This window comes from Lactobacillus delbrueckii subsp. bulgaricus, assembly GCF_046938665.1.
Classification (GTDB): Bacteria; Bacillota; Bacilli; order Lactobacillales; family Lactobacillaceae; genus Lactobacillus; species Lactobacillus delbrueckii_C.
Genome location: NZ_JBKZCD010000002.1, coordinates 179692 through 202449 on the forward strand (window position 1 = coordinate 179692; position 22758 = coordinate 202449).

The following is a 22758-nucleotide window of genomic DNA, read 5'->3' on the forward strand; positions in this document are numbered from 1 at the left end:
AATCTCTTTTTCTATTTGGACTAAGCTCTCGCTTGTACGATTTTCTTATATTTTATCACAGCTTGCAGGTCTGCCAACTTTTCTGCTTTCAGGTCCGGATCAGCCTGGACGATCCGCTTGGCCTCATCCCTGGCTACCACCATGACCTGGTAGTCGCTGACAACGCTGCCTGTCCTGAATTCCGGCAGGCCTGACTGAGCCTTGCCAAAGAGGTCACCCTCGCCCCGCATCTTGAGGTCTTCCTCGGCGAGCTTAAAGCCGTCGTTAGTTTCAGCCACGATCTTCATCCGCTGCTTGCCGGCTTCTGTCTTCGGGTCAGCTAAAAAGACGCAGTAGCTTTGTGTCTGCCCCCGGCCGATCCGGCCACGCAGCTGGTGGAGCTGGCTTAAGCCAAAGCGGTCTGCGTCAAAGATGACCATCAAGTTGGCATTGGCGACGTCAACGCCGACTTCAATCACGCTAGTTGTAACCAGGATATCGACCTCCCCTGCCGCAAAGCGGTCCATGATCTCCTCTTTGTCAGCTGCGGCCATTTTCCCATGCAAAAGGACAACTTCCTGGTCTGGAAATTCGCCGGCCAGCCTGTCGTGCAGGGCTTCAGCATTTTCCAGGTCAATCGTTTCCGACTCACTGATCAAGGGCGTAACCGCATAAATCTGGAAGCCTTCCGCCAATTGCTGGCGCATCAATGAATACACCTCATCTAGCTGGCTGCTGGTCTTCCAGTAGGATTTAATCGGCTTGCGGCCGGCTGGCAGGTGTCTGATTTCTGACAAGGCGGTGTCGCCATAAACAGTCAAGGCCAATGACCGGGGAATCGGGGTCGCCGTCATGGCCAGGATATCCGGCCGGTCCCCCTTGTTGATCAAGGCCAGGCGCTGGGCAACGCCAAAACGGTGCTGCTCGTCGATAATCACCAGGCCCAGTTTCTTAAAGGCCACTTGCTCTTGGATTAAAGCGTGGGTGCCGATCACCACATTGATGCTGCCATCAGCCAGCTCCTTGTAGATTTCCCGCCGCTCCATTGTTTTAGTTGATCCCGTTAAGAGGGCCACCCGGACGCCGAAATCTTCCAGCATAGCGGAAATTTTGTGATAGTGCTGATTGGCCAGAATTTCAGTTGGCACCATCAAGGCGGCCTGGTAGCCAGCTGTCACTGCCCCGTAAATGGCAAACACGGCCACTACGGTTTTCCCGGACCCAACATCCCCTTGAAGAAGGCGCTGTATCTGCCGGTCAACAAACATATCGGCAAAAATCTCATTAATTACCTTTTTCTGGTCAGGAGACAGGTCAAAAGGCAGGGACTTGGTCAGCTTGCCGATTTCTTCCAGGTCGTAATGCTTGGCATAACCACTGTGGCTCTTATTCTGGCTGGACATCAAGGCCAGCTGCATTTGAAAGAGGAAGAATTCCCGGAAAACAGCGCTTCGGCGGGCCTCCTTGGCCTCAGCTAGGTCTTTAGGGTGGTGCATGGCGATGACCAGGTCCTGATCGGCCATGAGCCGGTAGTGCTTGCGCAAGTCCTCTGGCACGGCATTGCCCATCTCATCCATGCTTTCGGCAATCGCCAGGTCGATCATGGTCTGCAGCTTCTTTTGCTTGATCTGCCGGTTGACCGAATAAATCGGCGCCATCCCGTCATCACTGTTTTTATTGGCTAAAAGCTTATAAGCCGACAGGCTCTGCTTTCTCAAGTCATATTTGCCATAGACGGCGATTTCCTGGCCCACGCTCAGCTGCTTGGTCAGCCATGGCTGGTTAAAAAAATTGACCATGATAATATCATGATCAATTCGCAGTTTGAAGCTGACCCGGCTCTTGTGGTAGCCAAAATAATTCTGGTAGGGGTTGGTAGCCACGATCCCCTTCAGCATGACCTTCTGTCCGTCCTCCAGCTGGTCCAGCGGCAGGTTCTCCAGTTCGTCATAGCGGTAGGGAAAGTAGAAGAGCAAGTCGTAGATGCTGTAAATGCCCAGCGACTGCAAAGCTTCTGCCGTCTTAGCCCCCACGCCCTTCAAGGCCGTCACCGGTCTGAAAATAGCTTCGTTTAAAGTCATTATTCTACAGAAATCAAGAAGTTGTAAACTGGCTGGCCACCGTCGTGAATTTCGAATTCGCAGTCATCATCTTCATGAGCTGCTTCCAGGCGGTCAACAACTGCCTGGGCTTCTTCTTCAGTAGCGTCGCTGCCGTACATCACGGTCACGATTTCAGAGTCTTCATCCAGCATCTTCTCCGTCATAGCGACAGTTGCGGCAATTGGGTCAACATCGTCAACCACGATGGTGCCGTCAACGATACCAATGAAGTTGCCCTTGTGGATTTCAACGCCGTTGATTTCAGTGTCACGGGTTGCCCGGGTTACTTCACCGGACTTGACAGAGCCAAGTTCATCAGTCATGGCTTCAACGTTCGCGTCAACACTGGCTTCCGGGTTGAAGGCCAGCATAGCAGTCAAACCTTGCTGGATCGTCTTGGAAGGCACGATGCCGACCGGGATTTCAGCAACTTCAGCAGCCTGCTTGGCGGACATGATGATGTTGCCGTTGTTTGGCAGGATGATCGCCTGCTTGGCGCCAGACTTGGTGATGGCGTCCATGATGTCTTGCGTTGAAGGGTTCATGGTTTGCCCGCCGGAGATGATCCGGTTAACCCCTTCGCTTTCAAAGAGCTTGCGGACACCGTTGCCGGAAGCAACCGCGATCACTGCAAAGTCAACGCTTTCTTGTTGTTCTTGTTCATTGTCAACGATCGTTTCGTGCTGAATCCGCATGTTGTCGATCTTGATCTTGCCTAATTGGCCGAATTGTGACCCGTAAAGGAAGACCTTGCCTGGGTATTCAGTGTGTACGTGAACCTTGGCGATTTCGCCGTCAGAAACTGCTAAGAGGGAGTCACCCAGTTCTGACAGGTAGCTTCTGAATTCTTCCAAGTCGAATGGCTTCTTGTTTGGCACGTCAGCCTTGAGGTCAACCATGATTTCAGTACAGTAGCCGTTGGCAATGTCGGAAGTTGCCAGTTGCCCTTGCACTGCCTGGTGGTGGGTAGCGTTGATCAAGGAATTCATGTCGTCAGCATCTGGCACGTACTTGTCATCGAAGTTTTCACCCAAAAGGCCTTCCAGGAAGCCTTCGTAGATGAAGACCAGACCTTGGCCGCCGGAGTCAACCACGCCGACTTGCTTAAGAACTGGCAGCAGGTCAGGAGTGCTCTTCAAAGCTTCCTTGGCGCCTTCAACGATCGCCTGCATTACTTCTTCTACATCATCGCTTTCATTTGCCTTGTTAGCACCTGCTTGAGCGCCGACCCGGGCCACAGTCAAGATGGTCCCTTCAACCGGCTTCATCACAGCCTTGTAGGCAGTAGCTACACCATTGCTAAAGGCATTTGCCAATTCCTGGGCGTTCAAAGTGGTCTTGCCTTGAGTTGCCTTGTAGAAGCCGCGGAAGAGCTGGGAGGTGATAACCCCACTGTTGCCGCGCGCGCCCATCAGCATCCCCTTGGCCAGGCTTTCAGTCAAGTCGCCGACACTGCTGCTTGCGTTTTCGGAAACGGCCTTAGCCCCGCTTTCCATCGTGAGATTCATATTCGTGCCAGTGTCGCCGTCAGGAACTGGGAAAACATTTAGATCATTGACGAATTGCACGTTCTTGCTCATCCGGTGAGAGGCAATCCGCACCATGTCTCTAAATTCTTTACTGCTAATTTCACTTAAAACCAATATTGAATCCTCCACTTATCTAGTCGTCGAGAACCTTTACACCTTGAACAACGACGTTGACCGCCTTGGTGTCGATCCCCAGCTGGCTTCTTAAGTTATATTTGACACTGTCTTGTACATTACGACTTACTTCAGAAATTTTCAAGCCGTAGCCAACAATAATATAGACATCAACAGTTACTTGATTTTCGTCAGACTTAACAACGACGCCGCGCTTGTAGTTTGCCCGGCTCAAAATGCTGTCGACTCCGTCTCTGATGGCATTCTTGGATGCCATACCGACAACGCCATAGTTAGACGTAGCTGCACCACCAACAACAGTTGCAATTACACCGTTTGAAATATCAATCAAACCATACTTTGTCTTGATTTTAACAGCCATGTTTATCCTCCGTCTTATTTCCAATATACACCCTTATTTTATCATAACGAGATCAAAAGCTAACAGTTCCGACTTTATTTTCTGGAAAATACTTTTCAAAATAATAATTGAAAAAGGTCAAACTTTATGGTAAAGTCTAATAGTATGACATGACATGTAAAGGGGGTTTAGCAGCATGGCAAAAGATTTCGTAACCGGTAAGAAGACCACTTTTGGTAACACGCGTTCACACGCTTTGAACTCATCACGTCGTTCTTGGAAGCCAAACCTTCAAAAAGTTCGCATTCTTGTAAACGGCAAGCCTAAGCGCGTTTGGGTTTCAACCAAGACTTTGAAGTCTGGTAAAGTTACCCGTGTCTAGTGACGAAACGAGCCCGTCAGATCAATGATCTGACGGGTTTTATTTTTGGCAAAAAATCAGCAGCAGCAAAAACAGGCGGCTCATTGAGCTGCCTGTTTTGTTACTTCTCGGCCAAATTGATCACCCGGTCAAACATGGCTATTTCTTCATCTGAAATCTTGTGGGCGACTTCGATCACAGTGCCAGGTAAATTCTGCAGAATTGTCTGGTGAATCTGCTTAGAAAGTTGCGGATCCAAAGCGGATGTTGCTTCATCGGCCAATAATACTGGCCGCTTGGCCAAGAGGGCTCTGGCAATTTCCAGCCGCTGGCCCTGGCCGCCGGAGAGATTTTTGCCTTCTTTGCCGACTTGGTAGTCCAGGCCCTTTTCTTCAACTAGACCGCTTAAGCCAGCTTTTTGGCAAACTGCCAGCAGGTCTTCGTTTCTAACCTTTCTGCCCAAAGTAATATTATACTCGATAGTATCGTCAAGAATATATGGTTTCTGCTGGACAAAGGAAAAGTACTCGTGATCCTTTCTCCAGTCACCATTCGCGTCATCACCGTTGATTTTATAATTCCCATCTGCCAGACGGATCTGGCCAACCAAGACGTTAAGCAAGGTTGACTTGCCCCAGCCAGACGGTGCTTCCAGCAAGACTTTTTCACCATTTTTAACAGTTAAATCAAGATCGTTCAAAAGCTTCCGGTCCCCTCTTTGCACACTTGCATCGTCTAAAGAAAGTTCCTTAAACTCTTCCCGGTCAGCAGCATTTACTTTTGCTGCAAAATCTGCCACGGCAGCAAACTTTTCCCAGATCGGGTTGCTGGTTTTAATGTCATTAACGGATGAAAAGATACCGACAATCGGATTGATGAAGTTGGTGGCCAGCTGGGAAATCATCACGAAGGTCCCCAAAGTAATCTGCCCCTGAGTCACAAAGTAGATCCCCAGGCTAAAAGGAATGATCATGCTGCAGACGTAGGCAAAGGAAGTGATGACTTCAGTTGTCACCATTTCAGCCTTCTTCATCTTAGCCAGGGCCGTTTCCATTCTCTGGCTGTAGTGGAGCATTCTGGAAAAAATGCTGTCTTCCGCGTCATAGAGTCTGGCGAAGGCCGCAAAATTGATGGTGTCGGTCATGGCTTCAGTATATTGGCTGTTCTCCTCTTCCCAAGCAGAAGAGGCAGCTTCAATTTTTGGCCCGAAAATATTCTGCAAAAGACCTGGTGCCAGGGAGGCGACCAGGAAAATCAAGGACAGAGCCCAGGAAGATAGCATGGCTGCCGCAAAAGCCGCAATAAACTGCAAACCATTAAAAATTATATCCAGCTCAGCTTCTACCCGGTGGCTTTCGACCTGCTTCAAGTCATTAGTCATAAAGGATAGGTCAAATTTGGGATCAGAATTATCTGAATACAAAAGATACTTCGTTGACTGCTCCTTGATCTTCAGGTTAACGTCCTTGATGATATTTGCCTGCATAATTTGGTAAATTAAGGCCAGGCAGGCAAAAAGGACAATCCCCACAACTGCTTTAATGGTTAATTGTAATAAACTCCCCTTAGGATTTCCGGCAAAATTAATGAATTCTTGGAAGACATAAGCGATAAAAACCGCCTGCAGTGCCTTGGCGGCCGCGAAGACCGCAAAGACCAGCAGCTTCCACTTGCTGGCATATTTTAACGTCATTTCTCTCCTCCTCGTAAATAATAAAGTATTTCCAAATCTGCTTAAAATAATACTACTGAAAAATTAAAATGTAAATATGCGGTTCTAATTTTTTAAAAAAGTTGTATACAAAAAGCGGCTCTGAAATAGAGTCGCTTTTCCAATACTTTTATTGTTTATACAATTACTTTTCGTTCTTCTTGCGCTTGCCAAAGGCGAAGAGACTTACACTAGCCAGCAGTGCCACAATCCCTGCCAGGAAGGCGGACTTATTCTGGCTTTCGCCGGTTTGCGGCAAAGTAGCACTTGATCCTGCCGGAGCCTTAGCAACAGAAGTTGCTGGTGCAGTCTTTTGAACAGGGCTGGCTGGAGCGGCTTGCTTTTTGCCAGTTGCCTTGGTGTCAGTCTTGCCTGCCGGAATTACGATAGTTTCGGTTTCCCCGGAGTCAGCTGGACTTTCACTTGGTTCGTCTTCTGCTGGAGTTTCAGCTGGTTCGTCTTCGCTTGGAGTCGTTGGAGTTTCACTCGGCTTATTGTCGCTTGGAGTAGTCGGTGTTTCGCTCGGCTTGTTATCACTTGGAGTAGTCGGTGTTTCGCTCGGCTTGTTATCACTTGGAGTGCTTGGAGTTTCACTCGGTTTGTTATCGCTTGGAGTAGCTGGAGTTTCACTCGGCTTGTTATCACTTGGAGTAGCTGGAGTTTCACTCGGCTTGTTCTCACTCGGAGTAGCTGGAGTTTCGCTCGGCTTGTTCTCACTTGGAGTAGTTGGAGTTTCGCTCGGTTTGTTGTCACTTGGAGTAGTTGGAGTTTCGCTCGGCTTGTTATCACTTGGAGTGCTTGGAGTTTCACTCGGCTTGTTATCGCTTGGAGTGCTTGGAGTTTCGCTCGGCTTGTTGTCGCTTGGAGTAGTTGGAGTTTCACTCGGCTTGTTGTCGCTTGGAGTAGTCGGTGTTTCGCTCGGCTTGTTGTCGCTTGGAGTAGTCGGTGTTTCACTTGGCTTGTTGTCGCTTGGAGTAGTCGGTGTTTCGCTCGGCTTGTTGTCGCTTGGAGTAGTTGGAGTTTCACTCGGCTTGTTATCGCTTGGAGTAGTTGGAGTTTCACTCGGCTTATTATCGCTTGGAGTAGTCGGTGTTTCACTCGGCTTGTTGTCACTTGGAGTGCTTGGAGTTTCGCTCGGCTTGTTTGCTTCTTCCAAGGCTTCCAAAATAGCCAGGTGCTTCTTAGCCTCAGTAAGTGCCAAATCCGCTGCTGCCTTGGCCTTAGCCGCGGCAGCTGAATCAGCCTGCTTGCTTGCCAAGTTGGCTTGCGCTTCAGCCAAAGCCTTCTTAGCTGCTTCAACTGCATCATTAGCGGCTTGCAGCTCAGCTTGAACAGCCTGCAAGTCAGCAAGCTTCTTTTCTGCAGCAGCTTGCTTGTCTTGTGCGGTTTGTACGGCAGCACGGGCCTTCTCTGCGGCTTGAGCAGCTTCACCTGCGACAGCTTCAAGTTCTGCCAACTTGGTCTTTTCGCTGGCAGTATTCTTTTCTGCTTCAGCCAAAACAGCAGCCTTTTCCGCGGCTTCCTTGTTTACGCTAGCCAGCTTGCTTTGTGCTGCCTTGTCTGCGGCAGAAGCTTCTTCTGCGGCTTTTTGGGCATCAGCAGAAGCTTCTTTATCAGCTTCCAATGCCTTTTGGGCATCAGCAGTCTTTTCCTTAGCTGACAAAAGCTTTGCCTTAGCAGCCGCGAGATCAGTTTGAGCTTGGCTAAGAGCTTTATTTGCTTCGTCAAGGGTTGCTTGCTTAGCTTGAGCATCAGTTGCCAAAGGAGTCAATTTTTCTTTTTCTGCGGCCAGAGCAGCTTGCGCGGCAGTCAATTCAGCTTGCTTAGTTTGGTAAACCGCGGCAGTTTGGTCGTATGCAGTCTGAGCACTAGTCAAGGCCTCAGCAGCCTTAGTTACCGCTGCTTCAGCCGCAGTCAGCTTGTCGCTGCTTTCAGCCTTTGCCTGCTTAGCTGCAACAAGAGTTTCATTTGCTGTAGTCAAAGCTGCTTGCTTAGCAGCCAGGTTACTTTCAGCGTTTGCGAGTTCTTGCTTTGCTTGAGCAAGCTTAGCGTCAGCTGCCTTGAGAGCGTCAGCCTTTTCATCAGCTGTCTTTTGCGCGGCAGAAGTTGCTTCTTGCGCCTTAGTCAATTTTTCCTTAACGGATGCTTCGTCATATGGATTTGCCAGAGTAGCCGTACCACTAGCCTTTTCCCAAGTAGTTGCATCACTGATTCTACCTGGCAAAATTGTCACAGTTGTGGACGTACCGTTGTCATCGGTTGTGGTAGTCGTCGTTACTTGATCAGTAAGGTTTGGCACTACAATAAAGTGATACTGTTGAAGGTGATAGCCTTCGGCAACATCTGTACCATCGGACGAAACACCAATATAAGTGGTCAAATTCGAATTGGTTTTATCGTAGTTCAATACATTTAAGCCCAATAAGCTGACAGCATGCCCCATTTTATTACCATTCTTGTAGTCGTCGAAAAGCATGCCGATGACGCCCTCATATACACTCTTTTTAGCATCATACATATTAATATGATCTTGGTCTGCAAACTTTTCCGTCGCCAAAGTATGTAAATTTTCAATTAGCTGTCCACTAGAATTCTCAGGTACCGCCAAGCCATATTTCTTAGCAACGCTGTTGACTGCCACATTGTCGTGGTGATTTACAAAACTGTTCCAGCGGTCATTGCGGTAGCCTACCGCGATTTCGCTAGCAGCTGCATTTGCCCCAACTGATCCAACCACATTCCCGGCAAGATCAGCAGTACCCAAAGCAGTCCGGGCAGAGTTAAGCAACTGTACCAGATATGCGTTTAATTCCTCTTGCTGGTCTTGAGTCAAGTTGTTTAAGTCAACGTTGACATTCTTATCATTGTCTAAGCCGTAGTAGGTGTTCAAGTTCATGCCGGCAGCCATGGCATCTGCCCAAGTTTTAATCGCTTGCTGGTAGGTGGCTTCATCAATTTCTTCATTGTTATACTGCTTTTTGACGTTCGCAAATGCCAGCGTTGCCTGCTTCAAAGTGTCATTGGCCACTACCTTAGGCAAAGCCTGGTATTCCTGCTCAGCTTCGCTTTCGGCTGCCTTCTTGGCAGCTAACTCTTTATTTGCATCGTCGCTGGCAGCCTTAGCCTCATCATCCGCGTCAGTCAGTTCCTTAACCTGGCCGTTTACCTGGTCGACTGCATTTTGGGCTTCAGCTACTTCTTTAGCCTTAGCCGCCTGGTCACTGTTTGCCTTTTCCAAGTTTTCTGCTGCAGCTTGATCTGCTGACTTGGCATCAGTCAAATTCTTTTGCGCGCTGGAGTTTGCGGCCTTGGCATTTTCCAAATCTTCGGCCAGTTTTGGCAAGCCCAAATCATCTACTGCCTTTTGCGCTTCATCAACCTTACCTTGAGCTTGGCTTACCTTGCCTTCTTGCTCAGCCTTAGCCGCCTGTGCTTCATCATTAGCCGTTTTGGCTGCTTGCGCCTTTTGACTGGCTGAGTCTGCCGTCGTTTCAGCCGCGCTTGCTTCATCTTCAGCGGCCTTTTCTGCTTCTTGCGCGCTTGCCAAGTCTTCCTCGCTCTTTTGGGCTTGGTCTGCCGCGCTCTTAGCTGCTTCATCAGCTTGGGCCTTCTTGTCAGCGGCTGCCTTAGCAGCAGCTTCCGCGTCACTTACGCCAAGCTTGCTTAAATCATCTTGCGCCTTTTTCTGCGCTTCTTCAGCTTGCGCGGCCTTGCCTGCCTGGTCAGCTGCCGCGGCCTTTGCGCTTTCAGCTTGCTGGCTGGCAGCATCTGCCCGGTTGTTAGCTTGCACATAGTCCAGCTTGGCTTGACTCACTTCTTCTTCTGCAGCTGGCTGCTCTGCTTTAGCTTGATCAGCTGCTTTTTGGGCAGCGGCTTGCTGCTTGCTTGCCTGGTCATAAGCCGTTTGGGCTTGGCCAACCGCGCTCTTAGCTGCCTCTTCTGCCTTTTGGGTGGCACCCGCTTGATCGGCCGCGCTTTGCTGGCTCTTTTCTGCCTCACTGACCGCGGTCTTGGCGCTTTCAACCGTATCCGCTTGAGCCGCCTGGGTTGTCACTTCAGCCTTGACGCTGCCTTGACTAACCGCGCCTACACCGACCACGCCGATCCCGGCAGTCGCGACAACAGCAATTTTCCGTAAATCTTTCTTTGCTTTATTTTCCATATGATTTGCCTCTATAAACACACAATAGTTCGAGATAACATCCCTTAACTTTTATTATACAAATAAGTCATTCATTGACAAGCGCTTTCACGGGGGGATATTTGCATTTCTTTGTAAAATCACGTCAAAGGCGCAAAAAAGTCCCGCTTTTCAGCGAGACTTTTTTCTAATATTAATTATACTATCTTTTGTAAATCAAGCCTTTTGGTAGCGGTCTAAATCTTTAGAATAAACAACCGCTACTAAGCCTTTCTTTAAGGATAACCGGCAGCTATCCTTATCTGGCAAAAACTCATTGGAAGTAAAAGACCGCAAGTAGTCACCGCTATACGGAGGCAGGTCATATAGAGCTCCCTCGATCGTCAAGTCTTCTACTGGCATCAGGCAGGTTACCCCAAAATAAGTATAGTCCTGCTGCTTAATCTCGTAGCTGCCAGCTTGCCGGTAAAAAATCAGATTCTGCTTGTCAATCAAGGTCAGCTGGTTGGCATACTTGCGCAGGTCCGGGTTCAAAATGCCAAAAGCATTGATCGCCGCGTGGTCAAGCCGGCCGCCAGTAGCCCCATAAACCTTTAGCTGGTCAATCTTATAATCGCCAAAAGCAATCCCCAGCATCAATTCAGAATCGGTCCAGTCCTTCTTGGGCACCGAATAGCGGATATCCGCGACCGTCCCTTCTACCCAGGCCAGTTCATCAGCCTTCAGCGAGTCAAAATCCCCGATTGCCAAATCCGGCCTAAAGCCTAATTCCAGCAAAAGCAGGGCTCCCCGGTCGACCCCGATTAAAAGGTCTCCCTTTTCTTGAGCCTGCTTCAGCTGGTCTTTCAAATCGGCCGGCCATTCTTCCTTTGGCCCGCCAAGCAACACTGCCGCGTCCATCACAAAACACCCTACCCTAACTTATTTCATCACTTCAAATATTCCGGCATCCGGCCTTCCTCGATTTCCGTTCGCATGGCCAAATAGTCATCATAGCGGAAAGCCGCGATTTCACCCAAAGCCAGCTGGTCCTTGACCGCGCACTTCGGTTCATGCAGGTGCTGGCAGCCCCGGAACTTGCAGCCCGTACTCAAGGCCTTAAATTCTTTAAAATACGTACACAGTTCATTCAGCTTGATCGGCGTCAGATCAATTGCCGAAAAGCCTGGCGTGTCTGCTAAAAAACCTTCCCCTAATTTGAAAAGGGTAACCGTCCGGGTTGTATGTTTTCCCCGGTTCAAGCTGGTTGAGATCGCGCCCGTCGCCTGGCCCGCGTCTTCCTTGATAAAGTTCAGCAGGGTTGACTTCCCCGCCCCTGACTGGCCAGCCAGAGTCCAGATCTCGCTTTCCCCGATCTGCTTAGGAAGTTCTGCTGCCAGGCTTTCCCTGTCCAGGTAAACCCGGTAGCCGATCTTTTGGTAGTAAGCCAGCTGGCTTTCAATTACTGCCAATTTTTCCTTTTCCAGCAGGTCGCTCTTTGACAGGTAGATTGTTACCTCTACTCCCTGCCAGGCAAAAAAGACCAGGAAGCGGTCCAGGAGAGCGGTGGAGAAATCTGGTTCAACTGCCGAAATGACCAAAAGCACGTGATCGACATTAGCCACCGCCGGCCGGCCGATCCGGTTCTTCCGGGGCAGAATCTTCACCAAATAAGCCAAGCCCTGTTCATCCAGCTTGACCTGCACGCTGTCACCGACCTGGGGCTTCTCCCGGTTCTTGCGGAAAACGCCCCGGGCCCTGGTCCGCACGACTCCTGCCGGCGTTTGCACGTCGTAGTAGCCGGCAATCAAAGAAACTACCGTTCCTTGTACTATTTCTGCCATTTAATTCCCGCTTTCACTATCATCTGCCGAAATCGTCTCATCAACTACAGTTTGGCCATCACGGACAATCTTGATCTTACCGTCACCCTTAGTAACAGAAAAAGTGATCGTAAAGTCCGTGTCCTTGGTGATGTAAAGGTCCCGGTAAATATTGCCGAGACTGTGGTCGTCGTCCTGGATATAAATCCGGACATGGTTGCCCTGGCTGGAGGAAGAGCTGGAGCTTGACTCACTGGATTCATCACTTGACTCGCTTGAGCTTGATGAGCTCTCTGCAGCCTGGTAGTCAACCGTGAAGGTCTTCTTGACCTCTTTCTTCTCAGCCCCCTTGGAGACCGTAATCGTCAAAGTGTCACCCTCAGAGACCTCGCTGCCGGCGGCAGGATCCGTGGAAATCACGTCTCCGCTGTCCACGCTGTCAGAGTAGTCCTTCTCAACCTTGACGTTCAGCTTCTTGCTTTTCGCGTAAGACTGGGCATCTTCCAGGCTCTTGCCCTTCAGATCGGCCAGTTTAAAAGTTGCCTTCTTGCTGCTGGAGGAGCTTGAAGGCTTAGGCTGGTCTTCTAAAGCAACGGCCACCACCAAAGTGATCGTCGTCTTAGAGGCATCCACCTTCCGGCCGGCCTTGACGCTCTGGGAAATGATCAAGCCAGGCAGGTACTCATTTGATGGTGCCTCCCGGCTCCTAACCTTGAAGCCCAGCTTGTTCAGCTTCTTTTTGGCGGTCGACAAATAAAGGCCCTCAACATCGGGAACCTTGGTCAAATTTGGCCCCTTGGACACCAGCAGGCTGACCTTCCGCCCCTTGTCAACGGGGCTGTTGGCCTTCGGCGTGGTCGAAATCACCTTGCCCTTTTTAACATCGCTGGAGTAAGTCCGCTTCACAGCCCCTACTGCCAGGCCCGAGCTCTTTAAAGAAGTCTTGGCAGCCTTCTCCGTCATGTTCACGACGTCCGGCACCCGGACATTGTTGTGGCCAACTGCCAAAAACATGAAGAGCAAGATGGCGAAAACCGGGAATAATGACCCGATCCACCACCACTTGTATTTCTTGATACTTGCCCAGAAAGACCGCTTCTTTGGCTCTTCAGCCTTGCCTTCCTTGGCCTTTTCAGCCTGCATGACCTTGCCGTTCAAGGCTGGCAGGATCTTAGTTTCATCATTATTGCCGTGGCTTGGCCGGTAAACTGCTTCACCAGCCCGGCTGGGATCCAGACTGGTGTCCAGGTCAGCCTTCATTTCAGCCACGGAAGCATACCGGTCCCGTGGGTCCTTGGCCGTCGCCTTTAAAACGACGTTTTCCATGGCCTGGGGAATAGCCTTGTTTTGCTTTCTAAGGGACGGAATATCGTCTTCCGCATGCTTAAGGGCAATTGCCACCGGTGTTTCCCCGTTAAAAGGCACATGGCCGGTCAAGGCCTCATACAGGATGATCCCCAAAGAATAGATGTCAGACTGCTTGGTGACCATCCCGCCCCGGGTCTGCTCAGGAGACATGTAGTGCACCGAACCCAGGACCGAATTGGTCTGGGTGATCGCGCTTTGGTTCAAGGCAACCGCGATGCCAAAGTCGGCAATTTTGATGTTGCCTTTTTCGTCCATCAAAATATTCTGCGGCTTCAAATCGCGGTGAATCACGTTATGCTTGTGGGCCAGTTCCATCGCTGACAAAATCTGGTCCATGATCTTGACGACTTGCGGGAGGGGAATCGGGCTGTTTTCCCGGATATAGTCCTTTAGGTCGGGCCCCTTTACGTACTCCATGACCATATATGGCAGGCCATGGTCGGTCCCCACGTCAAAAACGGAGACAATATTAGGGTGGCTCAGTTCACTGGTGGCCAGGGCCTCTCTTTGAAAGCGGGCCAGAACCTGGGAGTCCTTCTGCAAGTCAAGGCGAATAATTTTAACGGCGACCTGTCTCTTCAAAATTATGTCATCAGCCAGGTAGACGTTGGCCATCCCGCCTTCACCCAGGGTGTCGACGATCCGGTAACGGTCTCCAAGCAAATAACCTTTATTGATCACTCGCGCCATCCTCCTCATTTACGGCCAGGCAGACGGTAATATTGTCACCGCCGCCCAGACGATTGGCTTCATTGACCAACTTGTTGCACCTCTCCTGCAGGTTCAGGCCCTTGGTCGCCAAAACCTGTTGAATCAAAGGATCCGATAGGGAATTGGTCAAGCCGTCAGTGCAGAGAAGGAACACGTCGTCAGTCTTCATTTCAAGTTCATTATATTCCGGATCAATAGTGCTTGAAACGCCTAAGGCTTGCGTAATGATATTTTTCTGCGGGTGGGTCTTCGCCTGTTCTTTGGTGATCTGCCCCATCTTGACCAGTTCATTGACTAAAGAGTGGTCTTCAGTGATCTGGCGGAAATTCCCTTCAGAGTAGCTGTAGGCCCGGGAGTCACCCAGGTGGGCAAGCAAGACTTCTTGGTCAAAGAACATGGCCAGGACAATCGTCGTGCCCATCCCGTTCAAGTCCGGGAAGCGGTCTGCGGCCTTCAGAATCGTTTCGTTTTCTGAGCGCAGCTGGACGTCCAGCCATTTTCTGGCCAGATTCTTGTCGTGCAGGTCGGTGCTTGCGAAATTGTGGCCCAGGTGGCTGACTGCCATCGTGGAAGCAACGTCGCCGCCCTGGTGGCCACCCATCCCATCGCAGACGATGGCCATGGTTACCCCAACGCGATTTTGAAAAATCTGCACGAAGTCTTGATTGCTCTCTCTAACTCTACCAATGCTTGAAGCAAATGCCGTTTTAATCACAAGTACTAACCTCTTGTCGTAAACTTGGCAATGAAAAATCCATCACTGTTGTAGCTGTCGGGCAGGATCTTCAGCATCCCCTTGGGCGCGGAGATCTTGGCCGTTTCAAATGGTTTCAATGCAAAATCTGGATGCGCGGCTAAAAATTTCCGCACGTTTTCTTCGTTTTCTTCTACAGAGATTGAGCAGGTGGAGTAGACTAACTCCCCGCCCTTTTTCAGCAAGCCGGATACTTCGTTCAAAATGTCCAGTTGGATTTCAGCCAAATGGCTGATGTCTTCCGCTGTTTTCGTGTAGCGGATTTCCGGCTTGCGGCGCAGCAGTCCCAGACCGGAACATGGTGCGTCTATCAATATCTTATCAAATTCTTGCCCGGAAAAATACTCCCTTGCCTTCCGCGCGTCCAAAGCTTTGACCTTGACCCGGTCAGCAACCCGCATTCTGGCGGCATTTTCCTTGACCAGACGCAATTTCTTTTCATGGATATCCAGAGCAGTCACTTGCCCGTCAGGCAATTGCTCAGCTATTTGGATGGTCTTGCCGCCTGGGGCGCTGCAGGCATCAAGGGCCTGCTCATTTCCCTTAAAGTCAAAGGCTTCCGCCACCAGGCTGGCTGCTTCGTCTTGCACCGTCACTTCACCATCTTTGAAAAAGTCGGTCATCACGATCCCGCCCCGGCTTAAGGCATAGCTGCGGCTGGCCAAAGGCGACTCCTGAGGGGCAAAATGGGCCCGGTCCAGGTCCCGGACGACCCGCTTTTCATCAGCCAAAGCCGAAATCCGGATTTCGTTTTTCGCCTTGCTGTTGAAGCTGGCCATGATTTTTTCTGCCCGGCTCTTGCCCCAGTTGGCTACGAAATAGTCGCTCAGCCAAAGGGGCATGCTGCACTTGACGCTGAGATAGTCTGGCGCGTCTTTTTCCGGCAGGACCTCTCCCCGCCGCAGAAGCGAGCGCAAAATCCCGTTAACCAGGCGGTAGCCGCTGGATTTTGGCCGGCCATAGGCCTTAGCCAGCTTGTTGGCCTCGTCTAAAACTGCCCGGTTTGGCACCTTGTCTAAAAAGAAGATCTGGTAGGCCGACAGCAATAAAAGAGGCTTAATATATGGCTCTCTCAGCCGGGCCTTGACCAGGTCCTTGAGCTGGTATTCCAGGTAAAGCTGGTATTGGATGGTCCCATAGACTAGGTTGGTGGCCAGCCGGCTCTCTTCACCTGGCAGCTTAGCCGCCTTTAACGCGTGGTTTAAGCTGATATTTGAATATGAGCCCTGGTTGATCACCTTCATCAAGGTGTCCAGGGCCACGGTGCGGGCGTTAGTCTTCATCTACGATCTTTTCTCCTGCTGCAAACTTCTTCCCCTGCCCGTTCAAAAAGTCCTTGATGGCCATGGCCTTCTTGCCATTTGGCTGGACTTCAAGCAGGTTCAAGACCGTGTTGCCGGCAAAGCTGATAGCAAAGCGGCCCTGGTTGGTCAAAAGGTGGCCTGCTGGCAGACTGGTATTGTCATCAGCCACTTCTGCCTTCCAGACCTTCAGGCGCTGGCCCTTGATGACCAGGTAGGCGCCTGGGTCCGGATTGAGGGCCCGGATCAGGTCCTTGGCTTCCTTAGCCGTCAATTTCAGGGAAATTCTTTCTTCAGCCTTGCTGATGGTTGGGGAAAAGACTACCTGGCTTGGATCCTGCGGCTTTTTGACAATTTCGCCACTGGCAATCTTTGGCAGAGTTTCCAAAAGCAGGTCCCGGCCAAGCGGAGCCAGTTCTTCAAAGACTTCCCCGCTGGTCTCATCTGGTCTGATCGGCAGGCTGGCCTGGGCATACATGTCGCCGGCGTCCATTTCCTTGACCATTTCCATGATTGTGACCCCGGTTTCCGCATCCCCGTTTCTGACCGCATACTGGATCGGTGCCCCGCCCCGGTATTTCGGCAAAAGGGACCCGTGCACGTTAACAGCCGCGATCTTAGCGGACTTCAAGAATTTAGTCGGCAAAAACTGGCCAAAGGCCGCGGTGATGATGAAATCGGCGTCAAGCTGCAGCAATTCGTCAAGTTCAGCTGACTTGGACAGGCGGACTGGCTGGTATAAAGGCAAGTCGTTGGCCAAAGCCACTTCCTTGACCGGGGAGTAAACGACCTTTTGCTTGCGGCCAACCTTTTTGTCCGGCTGGGTAACCACGGCCAAAATATGATAACCGGCCTTGATCAGGCCTTCCAAAACTGTAGCGCCGAATTGCGGCGTTCCTAAAAAGATTACTGAATTCACGTTTTTGTTCCTTTACATAATTCTCTCTGGCTCTGAATCGATCTCGACAGTCAGGCCGTACTTTTTCACTTCCTGGGCCTGGTCCTGGATCTGGTGCAGGAGCTCATTTAAGTGTTTTTCTCTTTTATATTTTACCAGTATTTGGTAATAATACTGGCTCTTTAAGCGGCTGATCGTTGCCGGAGCCGGCCCTAAGATAATAGTCGGCGCCCGCAATTCCCTCTGCAATTGCCGTTTGATTTTAAAAGCCTCCCGGGCCGCGTTTTGCTCATTTTTGGCTGAAACGGAGACCAGGACCGTGTAAAAGTAAGGCGGGTAGTCGCCGGCATGGCGGACCTGCATTTCTTTAGCGTAAAAAAGCTCATAGTCCTGCTTTTGCGCCAGGCGGATAGCGTAGTGGTCCGGATTATAAGTCTGGATCATGACCTGCCCTTCCTTGTCGGCCCGCCCTGCCCGGCCAGCTACTTGCGTGAGCAGCTCAAAAGTCCGCTCAGAAGCGTTGTAGTCGGGCAGCCATAAACCAGTGTCGGCATTGATTACCCCAACCAAAGTTACATTAGGGAAGTCCAGGCCCTTGGCGATCATCTGCGTGCCCAGCAAGATGTTGGCTTCTCCTTGGCCAAAACTGGTCAAAATCTTGTCATAGCTGCCCTTCCTCCGGGTCGTGTCCACGTCCATGCGGAGGATTTTAGCTTGCGGAAAAAGCTCAGCCAGCTCTTCTTGCACCTTCTGCGTCCCCGTCCCCATAAAGCGGATCTGCCGGTCCCGGCAGTTGGGACAAATTTCTGGGACAGCTTCTTGGTAGCCACAATAGTGGCACTGCATCGTCCAGGTGTCCTTATGCATGGTCAAGGACAAGTCGCAGTTAGGGCACTTTAAGACAAAGCCGCAATTGCGGCAGAGCATGAAGTTGGCAAAACCCCGCCGGTTTAAAAGCAGGATTACCTGCTCTTTTTTCTCAAGCCGCTTTTGAATCGCCTCAGCCAATGGACAGGAGATGTCAAACTGGCTGCCGGCAAACTGGACATGTTTTAAGTCAAGCAAGTCGACTCGCGGCAAAGGCTGGCTCTTGGCCCGCTTTTTTAAGCGCAAAAGCTGGTAGACCCCCTTTTGGGCCCGAGCCCGGCTGGCCAAAGACGGCGTCGCGCTGCCCAAAATCAAGGGGCAGTGGTGGTAGCGGGACCGCCAAATTGCCACGTCCCGGGCATGGTAGCGGGGATTGTTGTCCTGCTTGTAGGAGCCTTCATGCTCTTCATCGATAATGATGAGGCCTAAATTGTCCAAGGGGGCAAAAACCGCGCTTCTGGCACCTACGACCACCTGGGCCTGACCCCGGCGGATCCTGCGCCATTCGTCATAGCGCTCCCCTTCCGACAAGGCCGAGTGTAAAACCGCCACCTGCTGGCCAAAGCGGGCCTGGACCTGCTTAACCATCTGGGGGGTTAGGGAAATTTCCGGCACCAGCATCAAGGCTGTCCGGCCCAAGGCCAGGGCCTGGCTGATCGCTTGCAGGTAAACTTCGGTTTTCCCGGACCCTGTCACTCCTTCTAAAAGAAAGGTCTGGCTGACCCGGCCCTTGATGTCCTGGCTGACCCGGCTCAAGGCCGCGGCCTGCTCGTCATTCAGGTCTAGTGGCCGGCTGGGAGCAACCGGCTTGGTTGGCCGCCGGTATTTTTCCTGGTCTTTTTCCTGCAGCCATTTCTTGCTGACCGCCGTTTTTAAAGTTGCTGAACTGATGCCCAGGCTGGTCAATTCTTCCCGGCTTTTAGGATAAGCCGCAAAATCCCCGGCTAAATCTGCCAGCAATTTTCTTTGCTGGCTGGCCGTTTTTCTAGTTTCTGCAAAAATCTTCTGGTAATCATGGGCTGACAGAAGCGGATAGTAGACTGAAACCAGCTTCTTTTTCGCCTTATTTTCAACCAGGTATTCTATCCTGGCCTCCCCCTTATTCAGGAGCTGCTTGACCAGCTTGATCATGCGCGGCTCTTCTAAGTTGGCCAAATCCACCGGGTCTCCGGCAAAAAGAGGCATTTGCTCTGCCCGCGGGCTGTTTGGCAGGAGAATTTTCCGGTAGTTGGCCCGCATTACACCCGGCAGCATGGTCTTAAGGATACTGATCCGGTAGGCAAAAATCTGCCGGGCCAGGTCGCTGGACAGGGCGACCAGCTCCGGTGTTAAAGGCGGCATTTCATCGACCACTAAGAGCAGGTCCTTTAACTGGCCGGTAAAGTCGCTGCTTTTTTTCACGGCGACGACAAAGCCCTGAACCTTGCGGCGGCCAAAAGGCACCACTACCCGGCTGCCAATTTCAACTTCCAGGTCATCAGGGATCTGGTATTCAAAAACGCGGTCAGTCTGGTGGGCGGCCACATCGACAATAACTTCTGCGATCAAGTCCTTCTCCCTTCCTTTACGCTAAAAGAGGAGCGGGCTTCTGGTCCGCTCCTCTTCAAGGATTATTCGTCGGCTTCACCGTGAGGGTCAGCGTCAATCGTTACCTTGCCGGCAGCAATTTCTTCCAATGCCTGGCCGACCGGCTTCAAGTTGTGGTAGTTGTCCAAAGCGCCCGGCTTGCCGGCTTCCAGTTCATGAGCCCGCTTGGCAGCCAGAACTGACAGTGAGTATCTTGAATCAACTTCGTCTAGCAGCTTGTCAATTGATGGGTAGGTAATTCTCATCTTAGTCCTCCTTAACCATTTTCCGATAATCGTCGATCACGCGCTTGACGCTGACGTGTTCAGCGTCAACGATTGCTTTAATGTGGTTGACGGCGTTGGCGACAGTGTCGTTGACTACCGCGTAGTCATAGTCCTGCATCACCAGAATTTCCTTGCGCGCTTGGGCAATTCTGCCCCGGATCACGTCTTCGGATTCCGTGCCCCGGTGTTCCAGCCGGTCTCTTAAAGTGTGCAGGTCAGGCGGCGTCAAGAAAATAAAGACGCCATCTGGCATTTGTTGGCGAACCGTTCTGGCCCCGTTGACATCGATTTCCAGCAAGACGTCCTTGCCGGCAGCCAGCATTTCCTTGACCGGGCCCAAAGGTGTCCCGTAAAGGTTGCCGACGTATTCGTTGTATTCCAGCAGCTGATTATCAGCAATCGCCTGCTTGAATTCTTCCCTGGTCACGAAGTAGTAGTCTTTCCCGTTCACTTCACCTTCACGGGGCTTGCGGGTAGTCATTGAGACTGAGTATTCGAAGGGGAAGACCTTGTGTTCAACAATTGCGCTTTTGACGGTTCCCTTGCCCACCCCGGACGGGCCGGACAAAACCAACAGTAATCCTTTATCTGCCATGATAGCTCCTTTTTTTGACTAGTAATTCTATTTTGGACCATAAGCGCCTTCTGATCAAGTCTTAAGGCCGAAAAAAGCTTTTTTAAAAAAGGGGCTTGCTTTTTCGAATATTCGTTCGTATAATTAGTTTACAAACAGGCGTTCGAAAATGATTTACTTAAAGGAGTCTTCACCATGTCCAAATTTCAAAACCTTGCCAACCAAGCCGCACAGCCCCTTAAGAAGGCCTTTCACTATCTCTTTGCTTATGACGAAGACCGGCTCACCCTCCGCGGCGACAGCCTGGCGGTTAACTTAGCTAAATTGCAGCTGGCCTTCTTGAAGAGGCAGTATCTCCTGGTCACCTTGAATGACGGCAGCTGGCGGGTCGGCAAGATCACCAAGCGGATTTCACCCAGCCGCTTCGTTTTCCGGGATGCCGACAACAAGATTTTTTACCTGCTTGACATTAATGACATTTTAACAGTTGAACTGCCTTAAAGCAAAAAAGAGCCTGGCTTTTCCAGACTCTTTTTGCACTTATGTTCTCTTACGCTTTTCGTTATTTCACGCTGGCGTACTTGAACTGCCAGCCGCCGAGGTTGTCGTTGTAGACATTCTTGATTTCCGGTCTGATCAAGTAAGCAGTTGAGATGTAGTAGATTGGGGTGATCCCTTCATCTTCCAGCAGAATGGCTTCGGCCTTTTGCAGGTCGCTTACCCGCTGGCTGCTAGAAGCAGTCACCTTGGAGTCCGCGATCAAGCGGTCGTATTCACTATTGCTCCACTTACCGTAGTTTCTGCTGTTGTTGCTGGTCAGAAGGTCCAGGAAAGAAATAGCGTCATTGAAGTCAGCGATCCAGGTGGAAACCATGACATCGAACTTTCCTTCCTCCCGGCGGGCCATCCGGGTCTTAAACGGCACGGTCGTGGTTTCGACCTTGATCTTGCCCAGGGTCTGGGTCAATTCGCTCTGCAGGGCTTCTACTGTCTTCTTGCCAGAGTCAGTGTCATCAGCCATGATGGAAATCGTGATGGATGACTTGCCTAATTCCGCCAGGCCTTCATTAAAGAGCTTCTTGGCTTCAGTCTTGCTGTACTTGTTATAAGCTTCTGAAGTCTTGGCAACACCGCTGGTGTATTCACTGTCACCGGCATACATGACGCCCTTGGCCGTGAAGGTCTTGGCTGGCTGGTTGTTGCCGCCCAAAGTGCTGCAGAGGCCAGACCGGTCAATAGCCATGGAGATGGCCCGGCGGATGTTGACGTTGGCCAGGTTCTGGTCCTTTTGCAAGTTGTATTGCAGGTAGGCCGTCCCACCATTGTTGATCAGCTGGAAACCTGGCTTTTTAGCCAATTGCTTGGTCTGGGAAGAGTCCAGGCTGAGGGCGTCCAGCTTGTTTGACTGGTAGAGGTTGTAGGCAGTTGACGGCGTCTTCTGCACGCTCCAGTCAATCTGCTGGATCTTGACATTCTTCTTGTCCCAGTAGTACTTGTTCTTGACCATCTTCCAAGACAGGTTGGACCCCGTCCAGCCCTTTTGCACATACGGCCCGTTATAAAGCATGTACTTAGAAGCTGTCCCGTAGTTGGACCCGTACTTCTTAACCGCCTTTTCCGCCTGCGGGAAGAAGAGGGCGAAAGCCATCAAGTTCTTGAAGTAAGGAATCCGCCGGTCCAAAGTCACGACCAGCTTGTAGTCGCCTTCTGCTTTCACGCCCAGGCTGGATAAAGGCTTCTTGCCAGCAGTAATTGCCGTGGTATTCTTGATGCCTTCAAACAAGTAGGCATATTCTGAAGCCGTCTTGGGGTTGACCGTTCTTCGCCAGGAATAGACAAAGTCCTTGGCCGTGACCGGACTGCCGTCACTCCACTTGGACTTGCGCAAAGTAAAGGTATAGGTCTTGCCGTCCTTGGAAACCGTGCTGCTGGTGGCCAGGGCCGGCATCAACTTGCCGTTTTTCCCGGTCCGGTACAAGCCTTCCATTGTGTTCCGCAATTGGTCGAAGCTGACAGTATCGCTGGCCTTGGACATGTCAATGGTCGAAATTTCAGCTGAAGTCGACCAGGAAAATTCCTGCTTCTTGCTGGCCTGGCTATCGGATTTGCCGCAAGCCGTCAGCATAATCATTGACAAGGCCGCCAGAGCCAGCGGCGCTTTATTCTTAATGGGTCTCATTTTTTCGTCCTCTCTTTCTTGCAGATTTTTACACTGGTCCAGAAATACATTATATTTTCTGGGAGTATGTTTAAATTTATATTAAAATACCAATTATCCATTGTCAACGTTTTTTACTTGTAATTGCCTATAAAAATCAGCTTTTCTCTTGAT

At 50.8% G+C, this 22758-nt stretch carries 17 protein-coding genes; 2 read left to right on the plus strand and 15 right to left on the minus strand.

Annotated elements, in window-relative coordinates; all coding sequences use genetic code 11:
* Positions 1-20: 20 nt before the first annotated feature.
* Genes recG through ACLUXO_RS02285 form a run of 3 tightly spaced genes read right to left on the minus strand, consistent with a single transcriptional unit; the run spans position 21 to position 4106 of the window.
* Positions 21-2060 (minus strand): ATP-dependent DNA helicase RecG, encoded by a 2040-nt coding sequence (gene recG, locus ACLUXO_RS02275; RefSeq protein WP_412136170.1) that lies wholly within the window; start codon positions 2058-2060, stop codon positions 21-23.
* Entirely contained in the window at positions 2060-3724 is a 1665-nt protein-coding gene (locus tag ACLUXO_RS02280) for a DAK2 domain-containing protein (RefSeq protein WP_270447715.1), read from the minus strand. The genes recG and ACLUXO_RS02280 overlap by 1 nt, the downstream gene beginning before the upstream one ends.
* 19 nt (positions 3725-3743) lie before the next feature.
* Entirely contained in the window at positions 3744-4106 is a 363-nt protein-coding gene (locus ACLUXO_RS02285) for an Asp23/Gls24 family envelope stress response protein (protein WP_002879711.1), read from the minus strand.
* A gap of 175 nt (positions 4107-4281) precedes the next feature.
* Here ACLUXO_RS02285 and rpmB point away from each other — a divergent pair, with 175 nt between their 5' ends.
* A complete protein-coding gene (gene rpmB / locus ACLUXO_RS02290) occupies positions 4282-4467 on the plus strand; it encodes a 50S ribosomal protein L28 (protein ID WP_270447714.1) in 186 nt (61 codons plus the stop codon).
* A gap of 100 nt (positions 4468-4567) precedes the next feature.
* Here the strand turns inward: rpmB and ACLUXO_RS02295 are convergent, their stop codons facing one another.
* From ACLUXO_RS02295 to gmk, 11 genes are all read right to left on the minus strand, one after another.
* Positions 4568-6139, minus strand: coding sequence for an ATP-binding cassette domain-containing protein (locus ACLUXO_RS02295; protein WP_412136171.1), 1572 nt, complete (start codon positions 6137-6139; stop codon positions 4568-4570).
* A 163-nt stretch (positions 6140-6302) separates the two neighbouring features.
* Positions 6303-10319: an SEC10/PgrA surface exclusion domain-containing protein gene (locus ACLUXO_RS02300; RefSeq protein ID WP_412136172.1), complete on the minus strand. Its 4017-nt coding sequence runs from the start codon at positions 10317-10319 to the stop codon at positions 6303-6305.
* 195 nt (positions 10320-10514) lie between these two features.
* Positions 10515-11198: a thiamine diphosphokinase gene (locus tag ACLUXO_RS02305; protein WP_412136173.1), complete on the minus strand. Its 684-nt coding sequence runs from the start codon at positions 11196-11198 to the stop codon at positions 10515-10517.
* Between the two features lie 29 nt (positions 11199-11227).
* Complete coding sequence (rsgA, locus tag ACLUXO_RS02310) at positions 11228-12121, minus strand: ribosome small subunit-dependent GTPase A (protein ID WP_412136174.1); 894 nt, start codon at positions 12119-12121, stop codon at positions 11228-11230.
* On the minus strand, positions 12122-14149 hold the full coding sequence (gene pknB, locus ACLUXO_RS02315) for a Stk1 family PASTA domain-containing Ser/Thr kinase (RefSeq protein ID WP_412136175.1): 2028 nt from the start codon (positions 14147-14149) through the stop codon (positions 12122-12124).
* Positions 14139-14894 (minus strand): Stp1/IreP family PP2C-type Ser/Thr phosphatase, encoded by a 756-nt coding sequence (locus ACLUXO_RS02320; protein ID WP_412136176.1) that lies wholly within the window; start codon positions 14892-14894, stop codon positions 14139-14141. The genes pknB and ACLUXO_RS02320 overlap by 11 nt, the downstream gene beginning before the upstream one ends.
* Positions 14895-14899: 5 nt before the next feature.
* Positions 14900-16216: a 16S rRNA (cytosine(967)-C(5))-methyltransferase RsmB gene (gene rsmB, locus ACLUXO_RS02325; protein ID WP_412136177.1), complete on the minus strand. Its 1317-nt coding sequence runs from the start codon at positions 16214-16216 to the stop codon at positions 14900-14902.
* The gene (fmt, locus tag ACLUXO_RS02330; RefSeq protein WP_003611980.1) at positions 16206-17153 is read right to left on the minus strand and encodes a methionyl-tRNA formyltransferase; all 948 of its coding nucleotides are present in this window, start codon (positions 17151-17153) and stop codon (positions 16206-16208) included. The genes rsmB and fmt overlap by 11 nt, the downstream gene beginning before the upstream one ends.
* Before the next feature lie 12 nt (positions 17154-17165).
* A complete protein-coding gene (priA, locus tag ACLUXO_RS02335) occupies positions 17166-19547 on the minus strand; it encodes a primosomal protein N' (RefSeq protein WP_412136178.1) in 2382 nt (793 codons plus the stop codon).
* 62 nt (positions 19548-19609) lie between these two features.
* Entirely contained in the window at positions 19610-19831 is a 222-nt protein-coding gene (gene rpoZ, locus ACLUXO_RS02340) for a DNA-directed RNA polymerase subunit omega (protein WP_270447704.1), read from the minus strand.
* Position 19832: 1 nt separating this feature from the next.
* Complete coding sequence (gene gmk, locus ACLUXO_RS02345) at positions 19833-20447, minus strand: guanylate kinase (RefSeq protein ID WP_300616186.1); 615 nt, start codon at positions 20445-20447, stop codon at positions 19833-19835.
* A gap of 174 nt (positions 20448-20621) precedes the next feature.
* On the opposite strand from gmk, the gene ACLUXO_RS02350 reads away from it, so the two are divergent.
* A complete protein-coding gene (locus ACLUXO_RS02350) occupies positions 20622-20927 on the plus strand; it encodes a hypothetical protein (RefSeq protein WP_412136179.1) in 306 nt (101 codons plus the stop codon).
* 61 nt (positions 20928-20988) lie between these two features.
* Here ACLUXO_RS02350 and ACLUXO_RS02355 read toward each other — a convergent pair whose 3' ends face one another.
* Complete coding sequence (locus ACLUXO_RS02355) at positions 20989-22605, minus strand: peptide ABC transporter substrate-binding protein (protein ID WP_412136180.1); 1617 nt, start codon at positions 22603-22605, stop codon at positions 20989-20991.
* Positions 22606-22758 lie beyond the last annotated feature (153 nt).